The following is an 18,847-nucleotide window of genomic DNA, read 5'->3' on the forward strand; positions in this document are numbered from 1 at the left end:
GTTGATTTTCGGGGATAGGTTAACAGAGGCAACTAGTTATGAGCCATAGTTAATATCGTTGCCAATTGCCCCTCATTGGCAAATGAATTGTATGTTTTTAGATAGGTACTATAACTCTTTTTCCATGTGCTGTTTAAGTGATGATTTAAGCTGGTCCAGAAAAATGCTTTTACTGTCAGTCCTGTCTTTCATCCTATGGAAGGCGTGATGGACATCGCCTAACTGAATCCTGAAAAGCAGCTGGAAAACCATACTTATTTTGCGGATGCCGGCTTTTCCATGCGAAATGCTTCCCGATGCATGAAGTGCATAAATTAATTCTATCAGGGCATTCTTTGAATCTGTCCAGAAAAAGTCTCTGTTTGCTGTATTTCCGTCTGAAAAAATGCTGGTCTGCTTAGTATCGGGTTCAATTTTTGAAGCAAGGTAACTGTAAAGCAGTTCGTTGGCAATTATGCGGGCTACCTTATAATCATAATAAGTTGAAAATTGAGTGTCAATTTCAAAAACAAAACTGTTAACGCCTTCATGGAGGTCGATTTTTCCCCGACAAAAAAAATGATGATCCCATTCGGTTCTTCCCGTGCGGTAGTACCTATAAAAATCAGTGTTATAAAAGTGCTCCTTATATTCCTGCTTGAGAAGGTTGAGCTCGTTGGAAAAATATTTATGATGCATTTTACCGCTTACAACTGGGCAGGATGCTTCAATTCGGAAAACTTTATTATAGAATATTAATTTACCAAGTATTTGGGGTTTAATACTTTTAAAAAAATTAATCTCTTCATTTTCATCGGAGAATCCTTTTTCTAAAACATTTTTTTTAACCGTACCAAGCAGGTTTCGAAGTACGGTAGTCATATGGTAGGATTTTTCAATTATAAGTTCAGGATCTAAGCTGAATTGCTGTTCTGCTTTTCGAATAACCTGAAGCGCGTTCTCGCATGTAGCTCTTATCATGGCAACAGAATTTAGATTTATTTGAACAAGGGAAAGCCGGGGCATTGCTGCCCGGATAAGTTATGACGTCATTTTTTTGCCGGAATTAAAATGTGGCTGTATCAGCGCGGGATGCCGGTTTCATTCTGCAGTGTCTGCATAAGCTCCATAGCATAGTTATCTCTGGCCTGTACGTAAGCAACCTTCGGTATTATAGAAGCACCAAGTTTTTTCTTCTCAAAACTTGCCGATATTCCAAAATCGATTCGTCCAATTTCAAGCTTTCGTGCTCTTTTGATAGTTTGGTATAAAAGCTGTCTATACAAGTTCAAGCCTTCGCCGGCAATATAGTCCATGCCAATAAGTTCAGGGACATATACATTTCCTGAATTTTTATAGCAGAACATTATCCCAACTAAATTCTTTTCAGGGTCATTTTTCAGGGTCAGAATTATGAACTCCCAGTTTGCAAAGCTGTTCATGTTTTCAAATACTTGTCTATTGTATGTAAAGGTATTTATGGCCAGGTTACGGTACTTTACATTGCAGTATAGCTCGTAGGACCTGTTTAGTTCTTCTTGGTTGAGACAGCCTTTTATCTCTACATCATAGAATTTTTCATACTTAAGTATTTCCCTGTTGAAATGCTGACGAGAACGAGTGGAAAGGAGGGAACCATAACTTTCTGCGGCAGACCATTTTTTATTTTCAATAACACAGGATTCGGGCATGTCGATCCTGAAATAACCTTGATTTCTAATCATTTCATCCCAGTGGAATCCAGTCTCGAAATCACGCAGTACGAGCATATCTGCCGATAGTGTATTATATGATTCCTCAAGCTTATTTAAGAGCATTCTCATTGACTGCTCTGCCAGAGGATGATCCTTGTCAATATAGCAGTGTGTTCCCTCTGTAAATAATGAGCCTGTGCTCAGTACTTTGGAAGTCATATGCATAGGGCTTGTTTTTCGAATTTCTTCAAGGTGTCTTGATACAGATTCAGTCGCGAGCATATCATCTTTCCAGATCCCAAATGTACAATAAGTCATTAAGACAACTTGCTTGTTCTGGTCGCGGATTGTATAATAGAAGAAATTCCATTTATTGGCTGGATCTTCGTTCTGTGCAAAAGAACTTTCAAGATACTGCATTCCGTCCCAATCCAAAATATTACAAGCGCCCAGATACTTGTTCCATTCCTGCTTGTCAATGTTCGCAATTGTTGTTGTCTCTTCGATCTGAAGTATTTCAGCTTGTTGTTTTATAGCAGGGAGTTTCGTTTTGATATCCATTCTAAAAGCTTGTCTTATCTTTTCGTAGCTGCTTTCGGTTTCTTCCACTGCCTTGTGAAAGTGATAATTCATTGCAAGTACAAGATCTGTTATATCTTCAATTTTATTATGCGCAGATATAGTGATACGGATTCCAGTATTTTTTATGGGTACTGCCGGGTAGATGCCAAGATTGAGATAAAAGCCCTCTGAGAAGAGGCGCTTGGTAAAATTATAAGCAGTGGCGGGTGTCCCCATTCCAAGAAAAAAAACGGGGGAGTCGTTATCAGATACTAGGGGCAGGCTGCTGTTTGAAAGCAGCGTACTGAAATGTGCTGTTTTTTTTGCAAGCTCGGTTTGGAACTCATAGATTTCTGCAGAGAGATGGATATCGCATGATGCGATTGCAGCGGCTACTGATGCCGGTTCAAGCTGGGCAGAGAAGGTAAGAGGACCGCCAAAAGTTTTAATCTTTTCACGTAATTTGCGATCGCTGCAGAAAAAGGTTGCGCCGCTGGCGCCAAATGTTTTGCTCAGCGTGCTGACAACCACAATGTTTTCTTCCAGCGTTCCAATTGCGTCAAAGATAAAACCTGTCCCATTTTTTCCTTTCCAGCTCATACCATGAACATCATCAAAGTAGAGGTGAAGTTGTGTATACTTTCTGGCAAGGTTCAACAAATCCTGTACTGGCGCATAATCGCCGTACATAGAATAAACACCATCTGCCATGTACCAGATTTTACCCGATTTGCCAGTTAGAGTTCGAATTTTATCTTCAAGCATTTCTAGGTTATTATGGCGTATCATCTCCACTGGTATTCCTCTAAGCTTCAAAACCTGACAAGCATTCTGGACACTCCAATGCGCCTGATGATCAATAATTACTGCATCTTCATCTCTTATCAGGGTTGGGATGATTGCCATATGTCCAAGGGTACTGTTCTTAGTTATAATTGGCGGTGTATTGTACATCTGTTCAATCTTGCTTTCCAGTTCAGCATATAAGGGATGGGAAAGATAAGTTTTGGAAAGCGGGAACTGCGTGCCATAATTATTTATGGCGCTTATTGCTGCCTCTTTTAGCCTTGTGTCCTGTTCCAATCCAAGATATCCTGTAGTTCCGAAATGGAGCATTTGCTTTCCGTTAATTTTTATGCTTCGCCCATTGAGATATTCACCTTCTGCGTAAAGATGTAATATGCCTTTTTCTTTTGCATTTGAAAAGACGGTGTCAACGGTATCAATAAAATTATTGTGCTTTATTTTTGCCATTTTTTATAAGATTTTTAAGTTTTAGAATTATTATTTTTTAAATATCTGAAAAACAGACATCTAAAATTCCTTATAAAAATTGAAAGTACTTTTATTGACAGATATTTTACTCCCAATTTGACAAGGGTAATTCCCGATATAACAACAAATTGGTGTGTTTTGCAAGAAATAATCCACAATTGACAATTAGAATGTTTCTTAATCTTTATATTTTTGTTAAATTACAACCCTTTATTTAAAAACTGATAGGACATGATTGCGGCACATGAATCTTATGAGAATCGAAATGCGAGGTTTTGGATTGAGAAGGGAATTCTTTTTTTCGAATATAAACCTAATACTGCAATTGATTTAGAAGTGGCTATGCGTGTTGTAGCTGACAGGATTGCATTTCAAAATGAGAGACTTCTTCCTGTCTTCTGTGATATCAGGGGAATAGCATCAATTGACAAAGCAGCCAGAGACTACCTGGCTAAATCCGGATCTCTGCTTGCAAAAGCTGTCGCATTGGTTGGCAGTGAAAACGTTTCAATGACAATGAGCACTTTTTATCTGGAAATAAACAAACCATCTGTACCTACCCGAATATTTACCATTGAGCAGGAAGCATTGGATTATCTTAAAGGATTTCTATAGAAACAGATCTAACCAGGCAGAAATATAAATAAAATCAGGACCGATGAAGAGACCCCACAATCGCCAGCGGCTAATATCCATGCACAAGATGTTATTTGAGATAGCACGGGGTAACTTCAATGGTCATATCCCCCTTAGCAGTTATGACGACGAAATTGAAACTCTGGTGGTTCTGGTAAACATGGTCGCCGAAGAACTTAAAGAGTCTGCCTTTCATTCCGGTTTTGTGAATCCCTATATTACACACAGGATGGTAACACCTGCAACTTTTATTTTAGATGAAAACCATTCCATAAAAAATGTAAATCAGGGTGCCTTGGAAATTTTGGGTTATAATGCAGCAGAAATGCTCAGACGACCAATACAGGATTTCTTAAGCGATGACTTCAGCAGTATGTCTGACATTCAGAGAAAAGAACTGGAAGAAATGCTTTTATCGGGTGAAATCATTACACTGAATTTTATAACACTCAAAAAGCTGATTGTAACTGCCGAGTGTTCCGTATCGAGATTATCGGATGGTAAGTTTACCGTACTTAGTTTTGTGGCTCCCTTTCTCAAGGTTAATGAAGCTGCTTCGGAATCATTTGAAATTAATTTAAACCGGCATTCTAATTTCAAACAAACCGATGCGCGCCTTATACAGCGGGTTTATGATTATGTACTGGCGAATTTGACGGAGCCATTACCATCTATTAAGGAACTGGCAAGACAGTTCGGTACAAATGATTTTAAACTCAAAGATGCATTCAGGCATTTTTTCCATACAAGTGTCTACAAGTTTTATACAGAGCAGCGCCTAAAAAGAGCTTATCTTATGATAGAGCATACCGATATTCCGCTGAAGAATATTTCCTTTATGAACGGTTTTAACAGCTATCCTAATTTTTCTAAATCATTCAAGAAGCAGTTTGGATTTCCTCCAAAAGAACTCGGCAGAGGCAGAGCCGATGGTTTTTTGCCATTGGATCACTTTAATCCTTCATAATTAATTTTTGATCCCGATAGTGTAAGTGTTATGGGTTTGGAATTCAGAATTTTACATTATTGAATTCAAATCGAGTAATTATGATACTGAATGTGAAAACGGGATTTAAAAAAATTATATTAGAGATAATTTGTCTACTCTATATCCTTTTGTTTGTCTACGCAGCCATGAACAAAAGCCTTGACTTTGAAAAATTTCAAGTCCAATTAGCACAATCTCCTTTATTAAGTGCCTTCGCACAATGGGTTTCATGGACTGTATTAATAGTAGAATTTAGTCTTGTATTTTTTCTTCTATTTCCAAAAACTAGAATTAAAGCTCTTTATGCAGGATTTTGTTTAATGGTAATGTTTACTGCATATATTTTTATTATGTTAAATTACAGTTCATTTCTTCCTTGTTCCTGTGGCGGGATTTTGGAGAAGATGAGTTGGCAGCAGCATCTCTTATTCAATATTTTCTTTGTAATGATAGGCGGAATTGCACTATGGTTAAATCATAGTCTAATTCAGGAAAGAAATAATAAATGGAAATTGTTTTATCCTTTCCAATTATTTTTAGGACTATTAGTAAGTACGGTAATTGTTATTATTTTATTTCTTTCATCTGAGCAAATTATGCACCGTCAAAATCCTTTTATCAGACGTTATCCACACCAGCCTGTTACTTTGAAACAAACTATCGATCTAAAATATAATTCGTATTACTTTGCGGGTTCAGGCGAAGGCAATGTATATCTTGGAAATTCAACAGTTCCTTTTTATCTACTGTCTATTGATTCCCTTTTACAGCAACAAAAAATAAGAGTAAAAATAGATCGCGACAGTTTTTCCTTTAAGTCACTCAAAATACGTGTTCAACCACCATATTTCTACATCTTAGACGGTAGGAGCCCAGCAATTTTTAAAGGAAAAACTACTTCTTGGGTAGCGAAACTACAAAATACAAAACTTCCATACTTTAATATAGCTATGCCAATTGACAGTAATTCGTTTGTTTTTAGAGGTATCAGTAAGACTAGCAGTACTAATATTTTAGGATTTTTTGAATCAGGAAAGGAATCTAAGATAAAATTAGCCCCGAGCTTGTTGCAAAAACAAATAGATGGAGTTTTTGATACTGATGGAATGCTTCATTATAGTGCAGAAATGAAGCGAATCGTTTATATCTATACCTACAGGAACGAATACATAGTAGCAGATAAAGATGGAATATTAGATTATCGTGGAAACACGATCGATACGGTATCAAAGGCGCAAATAAAAGTCGCATATCTCAAAAACAAAACAGAACAGACAATGGCAAAACCAGCTTTAGGTGTCAATGCAGACAGTGGTATTTGTGGACATCTTCTTTTTGTACATTCAAATGTTCCCGGTCGATTTGAGAAGAAAAAAATGTGGGAACAGTCTTCGGTTATAGATGTATATGATATTAATAGAAAAGTATATCTATTCAGTTTTCACATTTATGATATTGGTAAAAGAAAGATTCGAAATTTTATAGTTACACCAACCTATGTATATGCCCTTATCGATACCAAATTAGTAATGTATCAGTTAAACGATAAACTAAAAAATGAATTAAAAAATGTATCAAAAAAAAGTCTTTGATGCACTTAAAATATACTTGCGCAAGTATCAGGAATCAGATCGAACACCTGTAGAAAAAAGTAGATCACCTTAATCTTTAAATTATAGTATTATGAAACCATTAATTTTAAAAAAAATGACTCCCTTTGCAGTTGTTGTATTGGGAATCGTAGGTGCCTTTGGAACCACATCTATGCAAAGTGCCAAAGCGGATATTGCTCCTGTAATTGGTTATGTTTCCATACCAGGCGATCCTTGTAGTGTTGAAGTGGAATGTAGTGATAGTGGAGACGATACATGTCGTCTTTTTTATCCATCAGGACCAGAAGCAAAAGCATTGGATCCAGACAGTGAAACAACCTGTGCTCAACAATTGTATCGTCCGTAAATTTATTAATAATGATATTAAAAAAGTGCAAAGCAGCTCTTGGAGAGCTGCTTTGGTTTTAATACAAGTTGTTACTCTAATCCTGCTCTGATCCATCCTGTAGGTATAGTATCTTTTAAATGGTAATCAAACCACTCTTGAAATCGCATAGAGAGATCTTTTTTATTCTTACTGCTAGAAAGGACATGTCCTTCATTGGGATATAGTAAAAGTATATGTTTCTTTCCAAGCCGTCTCAATGCGAGATAAAATTCGATGCTTTGATTCCAGTTTACCTGTTTGTCCTGATCACCGGTCCATGATAAAAGTGGTGTGGTAATATTCTTAGCATGGACAACAGGTGAGTTTCTATCATAACCTTCCTTATCTTCAAAAAAAGATTTTCCCATGCGCCACTGTTGGCTCTCAAATCGCCACATATCGGGTCTTCCTGTATCCCATCCCAAGGTAAGGTAAAAACTGGTCAGGTCTGTTGCGCCACTTCCAGCTATAGCAGCAGCAAAGATATTGGTTTGAGTGATGATAAAAAAAGTTTCATATCCTCCAAATGAGTGGCCCGTAAGTCCGATTTTATTGGGTAATACAACTCCTTTAGAAATCACTTCTTTCGTTGCTGAGACAACACAGTCCACTGCGGATAATCCAGGATTTCCAAGTTCGTAAGATATATCGGCCGCGAGTACAAAATATCCCTGAGTGGAGAAGTTTGAAATATTAAAACCGGCATCACCTGAGAACTGCGAGGGATTGATATATTTATGTAGAAGATCCTGAGAAAGTTTTTCGTAAATATAAACGATCATTGGATATTTTTTTTGGCTGTCATAATGGGAAGGATAATATAAGAGCCCTTGTAAAGAATCTCCTTTCGCATTTTTATAATGAATCAATTCTGATTTTCCCCAATAAAAATTTTGTTGATGAGAATTGCTTTGAAAAAGTACTTTTGACTCTTTGCCCAACCGATTGTAAAGTATCAGTCTAGGAGCAAGGTCATAGCGTTCTTCACTGTATACAAAAACATTTCCCATCTCTGATTCAGTCAGCTGATCCAGACGTGAATTGTTAGAAAATATTAGCGTTTTCATGGATTTCGGTAACCATTTATAGTAACTAAAATGCCCTTTAATATTAGTGCTCTCTAGCAATAATCCTTTATTTAGGTCGATTGGATCATGGATTCTTCCGCTATAATTTATTTTGCTTACAGGTTTGATGGAATATCCTGCCAGACGAAATTGAGTTTTGGTTTCCTTTCCATGTGTTAACCTGCGGGCAGAAGAGCCATCGGGTCGTATCGCCCAGATGTCATAGGCATCACATAATAGTATTTCCTTATCTAATAATGTCCAGCCCAGATCCGGATAATTATTTTTATGCTGGTGCTGATTTTCGTCACTAGCAAAAGATGAACCAATATTTTTGGTAATATTGGTATGCGTTTTATTGGCAATATTATAAATCCACCAATTTTCCTCTTTAAAATAGGCAATATATTTTCCTTCTGGAGAAGGAATAGTATGGGAAAAGTGACCTGAATGATTTTTTAAGAGCAAACTGCTTTTACCGGTAGACAAATCAACGAGATAAAAATCCCTCTTGCCTTCATAATCATATTGTGGTTCATATTGTTTTGGATTGGATATTAGTGCATAATTCTGATCGCCAGTCAGCATAAATTTCGGCAGCGTGTCATTGGAAATAAACTGATAGTTATCAGCACTAGGGCACCATAGCGCAAGGTTAGTTTTTTTGTTCTGTTTTTCTTCCATGGGATAAATCCACTTGGCATTTCCATTCCATAACTGTACATCAGAAGGTAATTGCTTTTTTGATTTTGCTTTTTGCTGTACGGCAAAAAAAACTTTTTGTAAATCATCAGAAATTTTTAACTTATAACTTGTCGTTGAAACAAAAAGCGAATCTCCTAAGAATGAATTTCTAAACTCTAAAGGATTTGGACTGTATAACCTACTATTATTCATGTTATAGTAAAAAAGAGTATTGATAAAATCATTTTTGTCTTCAGCTTTTTCAATGAAAGCCAGTGCTTTTCCCTTGGAGTGCCAAACAAGATTGGTAAAAGAAGCAGACCCGCTCAATAATTTTTTATTTCTTTTTTCTCCTGCCAGCTCCATAAAACTAATTTCGTGGAGTTTGTTTTTTGTAGTTGTGTAAAGAATCATTTGCTTTGTTGGGTCTGCTATAAATTCATTAACGCCAACAATCTCTTTTTCGATTCTCCCATCAAGTTGGCGAAGAATCAATGTGTTTTCCTTTCCTTTCTCTTCTATCAAGATCAGAAGTCGCTTGGCTATAGCGGAGTAAAGATATTGACCGGCATGAGGTATTATTTCCTGCATTCCTGTTTTCAAGTTCCTCAAATGCAATGCAGTTGGTGACTGACAGACAAACCATTCCGGAGTTATAAAATCTTCCCTGTTTGCTGACGGAAAAGAAAATGTTTGTAATGATTTTGTATTTTTTACAAATAGCGTATCAAGGCCATTTTCATAAGACATGGTATAACTTATCCATTGCCCGTTTACATTTACTTTACCAAGCCTTAAATTTCCCCATTTTGCATAATCTGCAACAGTAAGTGCTTTTTTCTGCAATTCCTGCCCCCAAAGGGGACAGGCTACTAATTGCAAAATTAAAACTAAAAAAAAGGATGCCTTTCGGCGTGGTAATCTTATGTTTGTACAAAAGTGCGTTTTCATTTGGTATGACTTTTTTGAGAAATGAAATTGGTTAGCCCGGATTCTGAGAACCTAAATTAGGATTGACAATAAATTCACTCTCGGGAATAGGCAAAAGACGGTCAGTAGTATTCCATCCAGGTTTTATGGGCGATAATATAGCATCGAGTTTATTAGTTCGTTTGAGATCAAAAAAACGATGTCCATATTCGGTAAAAAGTTCTTTTCTTCTTTCGTCTATAATGGCATCTAGAATTTCTTCTTTTGTATTGGCTGTTATATCGTTTAATCCGGCTCGTTTTCGAATTTTATTCAGGTCTTCTTTAGCACCGCTATAGTTTTTTAGCTGTGTCCTGGCTTCAGATCGTATCAAATATTGTTCTGTAAGACGCAGTACAATGGAGTACTCCTTTGAAGCCGCAGAAACTTTTGACTCCTTGTATTTAGAAGCATGATACCATGTACCGGAGGCATTAGTTATGGCATTAGTCCAGCGTGTTTTTCTCAGGTCATTAAAGGCAAAGGAATTAATCAGTGAGGGACTAAGAGCAATTAGAGAAGGTGGTCCGGAAACAAAAGTAAAAAGAACTCCTTCATCGGTGTTTTTACCAGCAACGGAAGGCATAAACTGCCAGATTGTTTCTGTTGAGCCTTTCAAAAATACTTTGTCAGGATTGTCCTCAAAAACATACAAGGAGTTATTGTTTATAATCTCTGTCGCTATTTTTGAAGCGTTCTCCCAGTCCTCTCTGTATAAATATATCCTTGCGATCATTGCCTTAGCGGCAAAAGCATTAGGACGTACCCTTTCTGTACTGGAATAAGTGGCTGAGAGTAAACCGGCAGAGGTACTTAAATCATTAATTATATTTTTATAAACCTCTTGCTCAGGCATGCGGGAAGTAATGCTGTTTGCCTTGTAATCCGTACTGGTAATATAGGGAACATCACCAAAGAGCTGAAGCAGATAAAAATGTAACAACCCTCTTACAAATAAGGCTTCGCCTTCCAGTTGTGCTTTTTCCTGCGTACTTAGCGATGATTCTTGAAGACCTTCGAGTACGGCATTTGCGGCATAAATCTGATTGTATGAATTGTTCCAGAATAGTGTTACAGTACTGTTGGAAGGTAATACTGTGTTGTTATAAAACGGCAGGGTAGAATTGGTAGGTGATCCATAAAAAGTAAGCTCATCGGTGTAGTTGCCTAAATAATTCGTCACACCAAACTGCGTTCCTGTCAATACACCTTTGTCCCTGATTTTTGAAAATATATCGGACATTGCAGCGTTGGCTGTTGTGTAGTCTTTAAATACAGCAGTTTTGGTCAGTTGTGATTTTGGTAATTCAACTTCTACAAAAGAATCGCAGGAAATAACCAATAAGGAAATGCTTAAACATACTATTGCAGAAAACATCTGCATTTGGGTTGTAATCTTTGGATATATTGTTTTCATAGCAGGATTATTAAAAAGTTAATTGTACACCACCTGTAATTATTTTAAGGGGAGGCAGATAACCGCTGTTCTTAAATTCAGGATCGCCATCTTCGTAGGAAGTAAAAGTCAGCAGGTTCTGTCCCTGAAGAGTAATACTACATTGTACTTCTTGCAATCTCAAAGGAAGGTTATAGCTGACTGATACATTTTTAAGTCTGATGTAAGAGGCGTCCACAATACCTGCATCACTGGTGCTGTAGCGTGACTGGGCAGCTATAGCTGCTGAGTTGTAACCTGTGGTATAAACCTGATAAACAGCATTATCCCCCTGTTGTTGCCAGCTATTGACCATTCTTTCTGGTTGATTATACATAAGGCCCGGGATGCTGCCAAAACTCCTGTTGCGTTGTTTTACAAACTGAAAAAGAAAATCGATTCTCCAGTTTTTATAAGTCAGTTGATTTTGCAAACCCCCAAAATAATCAGGATTCAGATTTACAATCGTCTGTTTATCATCTGGAGATGACAGTAAACCATCTCCATTAGCATCTGCAAACTGATAGATTCCTGTTACGGGATCAACACCCAAATATTGGTATGACAATTGAATATTGAGCGGTTCGCCGATTCGGTATTTATCCTTATAGGTTGAGCTCTTCAAATTCGGAAAGCTAATAAGTTTATTTTGGGAAATACTAAGGTTAAAATTGCTTGACCATTTAAAACTTTTTCGGGAAAAATTGACCGTACGCAGTGTAAGCTCCAATCCTGTGTTTTCTACAGTGGCGTTCAGATTAGCCTGCAATTGTGTAAATCCTGTAGTCCCAGGCAATGGAATACCTACAAGCTGATTGGAGGAACGGTTTCGGTACCAGGCTCCGGTTACAAATATTCGGTCTGCAAAAAATCCCAGTTCCAAAGCCACTTCCAGTTTTTTATTAATCTCCCATCCAAAATCAGGATTAAATAAACGCGAAGGCTGAAGCCCTGCGATACTCTGATAGTTAACACCCGACGAAGTGTAGGTATCTAAAAATTGATAATCCCCAATCTGGTCATTACCAGTTGTTCCATAACTGGTGCGAAGTTTTCCAAAACTAAGCCACGAACTGCTTTTTAGGATGCTTTCATTAGAGAACAGCCACGCAGCTCCAACTGCACCAAATTCAGCAAACTGGTTGCCGGGACCAAAGCGGCTAGATCCATCCCGTCTTGCGGTCAGGTTTACAATATAGCGGTCTTGCCAGTTGTAATTAATTCTGCCAAAAAATGCCTGATACTTATACAGGTTTTCATCGTTTACCTGTACGGATCGGGTAGTTGCCGAAGCGAGGTCATAGATAAGACTGTTGGAGCTGAATCCGGTTCCGGACTGGATCAAACGTCCTGTATTCTGGTTTTGAAAAGTTCCTCCTAAAAGAATTCCAAATCTTCCGCCGCCAAATTCCTTTTCCCAGTTGACTTGGGGTTCAATAATCCATGAATTTCGTGTAGTGTTGTTTCGGTATAAAATTGAGTTGGCACTGGTATATCCGTACGAAGGGTTATAAATGGTAGAAGGAGTAATCCTTGTCTCTGTATGTTGTAGATCGGTGTAACCAAAACTGCTTTTTAATACCAAATCTGGCAGTATTTCGTAAGATAGGACTGTATTTGCAAGCAGATCTTTTGTTTTGGATAAATATTTAGCGTAAAGGTTTCGAAGGGGATTATCCCATGTTCCATTTTCCCAGTTTAGATTTCCGTCTGCATTATACAAGGCAGGAGCATTAGGGGCAAGGTTACGGGCTTCTGTAGTGAAGTCACCTGCGGGCTGGTCATTGTTTTGAATTGTATAGCCAGCGGAGAACACCATACGAAATTTACCGTCCGTGGACTTATGATTAAGATTGAAATTTGAAGCGCCTTTTTTGTAATTAAAAGTACCTGGAAATACTGTTGTCTCGCTATGGTAGTTCCCGCTAAAAAGAAACTGAGTATATTCAGATCCCCCGCTAATACTTCCACGGAGATCATTCATGACGGAGGTGCCGCCAATGAGTTCCTTCTGCCAGTCAGTATAGCGGTTTTGGTCCCATGTGCCGTTGACATCGTAGGCGTTTGCCGGATAGCTAGTTATTTTATCATTGGCAAAGGCCTGCCGTCGCATGGCAAGATACTGCTCGGTGTTCATCAGGTTCATGAATTTGGTTACCGTTCCGGCTCCAGTGGAAGCATTGATAGTGAATTTTGTTTTTCCCTCTTTCCCTTTTTTAGTGGTAATAAGCACTACTCCGTTAGCACCACGCGAGCCATAAATGGCAGTTGCATCGGCATCTTTTAAGATTTCGATACTTTCTATAGCATCGGGATTGATACTGTTTAAAGGACTTGTTGTAGTTGGGAAAATTGTTGAGGTCTGCGAGTAACCGATGGCGTCCGATGCATAGGGAACACCGTCTATAATATAAAGGGGAGCATTCGCTTCCGGACGGATGCTGTTCTGCCCCCTTATCTGGATTTCAAATCCTCCGCCGGGTGTTCCTGTGGTTTGGGTGACATTAACTCCCGCCATACGCCCCTGCATGGTAGCAAGTACATTAGTTACAGGCTGTGTTTCGATATCCTTGGAGGTGATTCTAGCAATACTTCCTGTCCGTTCGCTTTCTTTTATGGAATAATATCCTGCGTTAACCTTAACCTCTTGCAGAGTCGTGGTGTCATCAGATAGTACAATGTTTAGAACTGAGCGTCCCTGAATGGGAACAAGCGCAGTTTTAAAGCCTATATAAGATACTACAAGTGTGTCATTAGAAGAGCAGGTGAGAGAGAACTGACCGCTATAGTCGGAAATAACCTCGCTGTTTCTTTTGTTTTTGATAGCAATGGTTACACCAGGTAGGGGATTAGAGCCGTCAGTGATAGTTCCTTGAATCTTATGCTGTTGGAAAAATAAATTGTTTTGCCGATAGTAACTTTTGGCAAGCAGAGGTGAAAAAGATAGAAGAAAGCCTAGAAATATTAGGCAATAACAACCTCTCCCACCAGTTAATAATGAAAAATTATTCATATTTTTGGTTTGGTTAAATGAAACTTTGGTTTTATTAGCTGTGGCCCTCTATTCAACAGCCAAGAAGAGTTAGAGGGCCTTTTATTTTATCTTGAAGTAAAATGTTGAACTTTCAATTTTGGCTTCAAGTAGTTTATTCCATACGCATTTTAGTTTAGTCAATGTTTGGGAAGGCACACTGCCGTTTCCTTAGTTGCAGCCTAGTAAGAGTGTATATTTTACATCAAATTTAAAAGAACCCATCAGATTTTATTTGATAGCTAGCAAATGTGATGAAACGGTTTCCTTGTAAAATTTTTAGAAAACATTTTAAACTTTCAGTTGTGAAATAGAAATAAAGGATATACTTTTAAAGTGCGAGTTTAAAGATTTTATCTGGTCATTCTAAGCATAAACGAGAGTAGTTACGGGGTCTAATTACTGCAATTTATAGTTTTCTGTAGTATAGTTATTATTAAGATGGCTTACAAAATCGTCTCTCTTACGAGAGCAAACTAAATGATGTAGATCTCCACTGTGTGTTTTAATGGGGAAACAAAAAAGTTGACCTTGATTAAGGGGGTCTGACAATAAAGGGTTTTAAGTAATTCGTTCTCATCAATTATTTATTTTATGATAGTTGAACGATGTCTTTCAGAAAAGTAATGAAGAGAAACAATAAGGCGAACTTCAAAACTTTGAAAGAGGTACCGCTAAGAACCCTACAATCGAAATTGTAGTCCACAAAGATTTACATGAAGCTCGCCCTATTAGATATTATACAAAAATAGTAAAATCTAATAGATAATGGCGAACTCATGTCTTCTCATGTGGAATTTTTAGCGGTTTTCTTTCATGAGAGACATCATCAATGAAGTCTTATTAGACTTAATTAAAATTTAATGTCGCAAAATTATAAATACAAATGTATAAAAGTTTTACGTTAAACGCAAAACTTTTTATTAAAATTTTTAAGAATGAAATTAAATAGATTAAAAAAAGTCTTTGACGATCAGAAAATTAAGAACCGAGTAATTGCTATATATTTAGGAAAATCAGAATCTACTATATCTTTATGGCGTAACAATAAAAGACAACCAAACCTTGAGGAGTTTTATCAAATAGCGAAACTTTTACGTATAAACATACATAGTTTGATAGAACCTACTAATTGGAAAGATGAAACGTCAGAAACTTATGAAGAGTTTGCTAAGAAGTATGCAGGTAAAAAAAATAATTAGTCAAGATATATATGTTTTTTCCGTAAATCCTACAAATTGGTACAGTAATAAATTTAATAGCTATAATAATTACGAGTATAATTGAGTATTTTAAAAAACAAGATAATCCGAATAATGGCTTAATTTAATCCCAAACCTTGTGTAGACCTATATTTGAGTTAAATTTGCGTGACAGAATTAATCCAATTATTGGTAGGCAGTAAATATGTAGTATTAATCAGATAGTAATTAAAATATTTATTTTTTTTATTTTCAATAAAAATTAAAAAATGCCACAGCAAGAAACAAAGGACAAAAGATCATTGCCAATGTATTTTACATCATTAAAAATTAAGAATGTGAAGTCATTTGGAGAAAATGAACAAATTTTAAGTTTATTAAATAATGACGGTAGTATAGCGCAATGGACTCTTATTTTGGGGGATAATGGGGTAGGTAAAACTACATTGTTAAAATGTTTAGCGTGGATGGTTCCTGTTCCGGCGCCACCTAAGCACGAATACACTGAACAACTAAGAATTGCAAAATTATTGCACGACCATAAGTATGAGATTGAAAAAATATCAAAGATTACTGGTATTTCGAAAGAGGAAATATTGAATCCTTCAGAGCTATCAGTTAAAATTAAGCCGGCAATGGATGATTTAAGTTATGATGTGGAGGTTTACAATAAGATATTACGCAAAGGTGAGAATATTAAAACCCAGCTTTTTGCATCATTTTCAAATGGATATCAATTAAATCAAATACCCGCAGAAGTACTTTCTATTTCAATGGATTTTGAACGAATTAGTGGCAAATTGGAGGTTGTAGAGCCAGGTTCATCAGAAATATTAGAATTTAATACACCCAATCTTTTTGCATATGGAGCTAGTCGACATTTAGTGCATAAAAATTTTGAGAAACGAGAATTGACAGATCCAACATTTAATTTGCTATCTGATTTTGGAGAACTATATGATCCTGAGCAGGTTTTGGCATATTTAGATTACGCTGCAATTAAAGAAGAGCTAGAAAATAAAAAAGTAAAAAATCCAAAAGACAAGAAATTTTCATCTAAAAAATTACTTGACACGTTAAAAAAATTGCTTGCAGATCTTTTGCCTGATGTCAAAAATGCAAAATCAATAATTATAAATCCACCTATTAATAAAGATGGATTAAAGAATGAAAAAATCGTTGAAATTCAAACTGATCATGGACTTATATCGTTATTTAATATAAGCTTAGGCTATCAGACAATGCTTTCTTGGGCAGTTGATTTAGCTATTAGAATGTTATGGCTCAATCCCGATAGTTTAAATCCTTTACATGAACCCGCTGTCGTTATAATAGATGAAATTGATTTGCATTTGCATCCTGTTTGGCAGAGAAGTTTGAAAAGCTTTTTAATCAGCCATTTTCCAAAGACACAATTTATTTGTACAGCACATAGTCCATTTATGGCACAATCAGCTGAACTAGAAAATTTATGTGTTGTAAGTAGGAGAGGTGCAGAAATTGTAATTGAAAACGATCCATACGTGGTTAAGGGATGGAGGATTGGACAAATTGCAACAAGCGAATTATTTGGATTACAAAGCGAGAGAAGTTTCGAAATTGAAAAGGATTTAAATGATAGGCGCGACATTTTAGATAAAGATGTTCAATCACAGTCTGACAAATCTAGATTGTCAGAGTTAAATAATGAACTTTCTAGTATTCCAGTGATTGAAAATGAAGAGGACCAAAAAATTATAGATCAAATTAGAAATGCTGCTAAATTATTAAAAGAAAAAGGTATGATAAATGATTCAGATAATTAAAGGAGCAGCGCCTGCATCACTTGTTGTGGCAGGAACTGCACTACATAACGCTATGAAAGCTGATTACTTAATTCATACAAGGGATTATAGAAAAGGTAGTAGAACTTTTAGTTTTACAGATGCATATAAGTCTGAAGATGTTAAAAAAGAACTTAAAGATATTCAACATAATAAATGTTGTTTTTGTGAAGCAAAGTTCGTTAATGATTTTTTTCATGTCGAACATTTTCGTCCAAAGGGCAGAGTAGACAAATGGCCAAGAGGTGCTTTCTCGTACCCAGGTTATTACTGGCTTGCTTATGAATGGACAAATCTTTTTCTTGCAAAAGGAAAAACAAATACAAGTTATAAGCGTAATTTTTTTCCTTTATCAGGAAATATCACTCGTAACAGGAGTCATCTTGAAAATAAAGTAGAAAGCTCTGTACTAATCGACCCCGGAACGGAAGATCCACGACTTCATATAAGGTTTGTAAATGAAGAAATATCAGGAGTCACTAAACGTGGCCTTAAAAATATCAAGCTATTAGATTTACGGAATCCTGAGATTGATGAAGCTAGGCGTACTAAATATGTTATTTTAAACGCATTGAAATCTTCAATCGATTTACTAGTTGCCGAGGGTGTTAACATTACAACTCCTGCCGTTCAGGATATGATTCAACCTTTGAGGGATGCTATTAAACCACAGGCAGAATTTAGTTCGATGGCAATAGATTTGTTATTAGGATGGCCCCATCTATAGTTAGATCGCCACATTTAACAAAATCCTTTAATTGGAATAAATCTTTTTTTATTTGGTTAATTCGTAATTGAATGTATTTTTTTTCTGATATGTTAGTTTTAATTAAATCTTCAAAAAAATCTAATAAAGCTTTAAAAACAAATAATCCATGTAGTACTCCTCGAGCAGGTCTTGGTTCATCTCGCCAAGGAGAAAAATAAACACCTCTTGCGTTTGGTATAATTAATGGGACTATGTTTTCAATAAGAGTTAGTTTAAGATGCATTGCCTCATGTAATATTGATTCGGCAACACGTAGATCTGATATAATTGAAATTTCTTCGCATACGGAAAAGAAAATTGAAAAGGGAATTTCGGGATGACTATAGCTAATATCTGTATCAGAGTATTCTGCTTTGATTAATTGTGCAGATTTTACAATCTTCAAAATAAAACATTGTATTGGCTCAATTTTTTGAAATACCTGTAGCGCTGTGATAATTTTATTAAATTCATTCTCAGGCTTATCGATGCTAATTTCGATTGGTTTTATACCATGTTTTTTATAAAATCCTTTTAAATCATCAGATGGTACTGCAATTTTTATATCATAATTACTGTCAGACAAGGGTAGATTGGTCTCAGTAACACTTTTATCCTTTATAACGCATTCCGCAATAGTGTATGTATTTGGAGTTATGTTAGATTGTAAAGCTAATTCTTCCCATTTATGTTCAACAAGTAGTTGCGTAATCTCATTTTCCCACACCGGTAAAGGCTGCTTAAGATAATCTTGTATAATTGTTTGTATATCCAA

At 36.4% G+C, this 18,847-nt stretch carries 13 protein-coding genes; 7 read left to right on the forward strand and 6 right to left on the reverse strand.

The genetic code is table 11. The features are described from left to right. Window positions 1-108: 108 nt before the first annotated feature. Both APR43_RS02050 and APR43_RS02055 read right to left on the reverse strand, forming a co-directional pair. Window positions 109-957: an RteC domain-containing protein gene (locus APR43_RS02050; RefSeq protein ID WP_371079491.1), complete on the reverse strand. Its 849-nt coding sequence runs from the start codon at window positions 955-957 to the stop codon at window positions 109-111. Window positions 958-1,061: 104 nt separating this feature from the next. Further along, complete coding sequence (locus APR43_RS02055; protein ID WP_053471370.1) at window positions 1,062-3,488, reverse strand: aminotransferase class I/II-fold pyridoxal phosphate-dependent enzyme; 2,427 nt, start codon at window positions 3,486-3,488, stop codon at window positions 1,062-1,064. 252 nt (window positions 3,489-3,740) lie between these two features. On the opposite strand from APR43_RS02055, the gene APR43_RS02060 reads away from it, so the two are divergent. From APR43_RS02060 to APR43_RS02075, 4 genes are all read left to right on the forward strand, one after another. After that, a complete protein-coding gene (locus APR43_RS02060) occupies window positions 3,741-4,124 on the forward strand; it encodes an STAS/SEC14 domain-containing protein (protein ID WP_053471371.1) in 384 nt (127 codons plus the stop codon). Window positions 4,125-4,167: 43 nt separating this feature from the next. Beyond that, complete coding sequence (locus tag APR43_RS02065; RefSeq protein WP_082356400.1) at window positions 4,168-5,112, forward strand: helix-turn-helix domain-containing protein; 945 nt, start codon at window positions 4,168-4,170, stop codon at window positions 5,110-5,112. Between the two features lie 80 nt (window positions 5,113-5,192). Continuing rightward, complete coding sequence (locus APR43_RS02070) at window positions 5,193-6,725, forward strand: MauE/DoxX family redox-associated membrane protein (RefSeq protein ID WP_053471373.1); 1,533 nt, start codon at window positions 5,193-5,195, stop codon at window positions 6,723-6,725. A gap of 91 nt (window positions 6,726-6,816) precedes the next feature. After that, window positions 6,817-7,092, forward strand: coding sequence for a DUF6520 family protein (locus tag APR43_RS02075; protein ID WP_053471374.1), 276 nt, complete (start codon window positions 6,817-6,819; stop codon window positions 7,090-7,092). A gap of 71 nt (window positions 7,093-7,163) precedes the next feature. On the opposite strand, the gene APR43_RS02080 is transcribed toward APR43_RS02075, so the two are convergent. Genes APR43_RS02080 through APR43_RS02090 form a run of 3 tightly spaced genes read right to left on the reverse strand, consistent with a single transcriptional unit; the run spans window position 7,164 to window position 14,281 of the window. After that, entirely contained in the window at window positions 7,164-9,815 is a 2,652-nt protein-coding gene (locus tag APR43_RS02080; RefSeq protein ID WP_082356401.1) for an alpha/beta hydrolase family protein, read from the reverse strand. 31 nt (window positions 9,816-9,846) lie between these two features. After that, window positions 9,847-11,250, reverse strand: a complete 1,404-nt coding sequence (locus APR43_RS02085; RefSeq protein ID WP_240514912.1) for a RagB/SusD family nutrient uptake outer membrane protein — start codon at window positions 11,248-11,250, stop codon at window positions 9,847-9,849. Between the two features lie 10 nt (window positions 11,251-11,260). Next, window positions 11,261-14,281, reverse strand: coding sequence for a SusC/RagA family TonB-linked outer membrane protein (locus APR43_RS02090; RefSeq protein WP_053471376.1), 3,021 nt, complete (start codon window positions 14,279-14,281; stop codon window positions 11,261-11,263). A gap of 956 nt (window positions 14,282-15,237) precedes the next feature. Between APR43_RS02090 and APR43_RS02095 the strand changes: the two genes are divergently transcribed. The 3 genes from APR43_RS02095 to APR43_RS02105 all read left to right on the forward strand — a co-directional run bounded on the left by APR43_RS02095 (window position 15,238) and on the right by APR43_RS02105 (window position 18,051). Beyond that, window positions 15,238-15,501: a helix-turn-helix domain-containing protein gene (locus APR43_RS02095; protein ID WP_053471377.1), complete on the forward strand. Its 264-nt coding sequence runs from the start codon at window positions 15,238-15,240 to the stop codon at window positions 15,499-15,501. A gap of 269 nt (window positions 15,502-15,770) precedes the next feature. After that, entirely contained in the window at window positions 15,771-17,306 is a 1,536-nt protein-coding gene (locus APR43_RS02100; RefSeq protein ID WP_053471378.1) for an AAA family ATPase, read from the forward strand. Further along, window positions 17,290-18,051, forward strand: coding sequence for a hypothetical protein (locus APR43_RS02105; protein WP_053471379.1), 762 nt, complete (start codon window positions 17,290-17,292; stop codon window positions 18,049-18,051). The genes APR43_RS02100 and APR43_RS02105 overlap by 17 nt, the downstream gene beginning before the upstream one ends. On the opposite strand, the gene APR43_RS02110 is transcribed toward APR43_RS02105, so the two are convergent. Beyond that, the gene (locus APR43_RS02110) at window positions 18,005-18,847 is read right to left on the reverse strand and encodes an aKG-HExxH-type peptide beta-hydroxylase (protein WP_053471380.1); all 843 of its coding nucleotides are present in this window, start codon (window positions 18,845-18,847) and stop codon (window positions 18,005-18,007) included. The genes APR43_RS02105 and APR43_RS02110 overlap by 47 nt on opposite strands.

Source organism: Flavobacterium sp. NLM (assembly GCF_002210235.1).
Classification (GTDB): domain Bacteria; phylum Bacteroidota; class Bacteroidia; order Flavobacteriales; family Flavobacteriaceae; genus Flavobacterium; species Flavobacterium panici.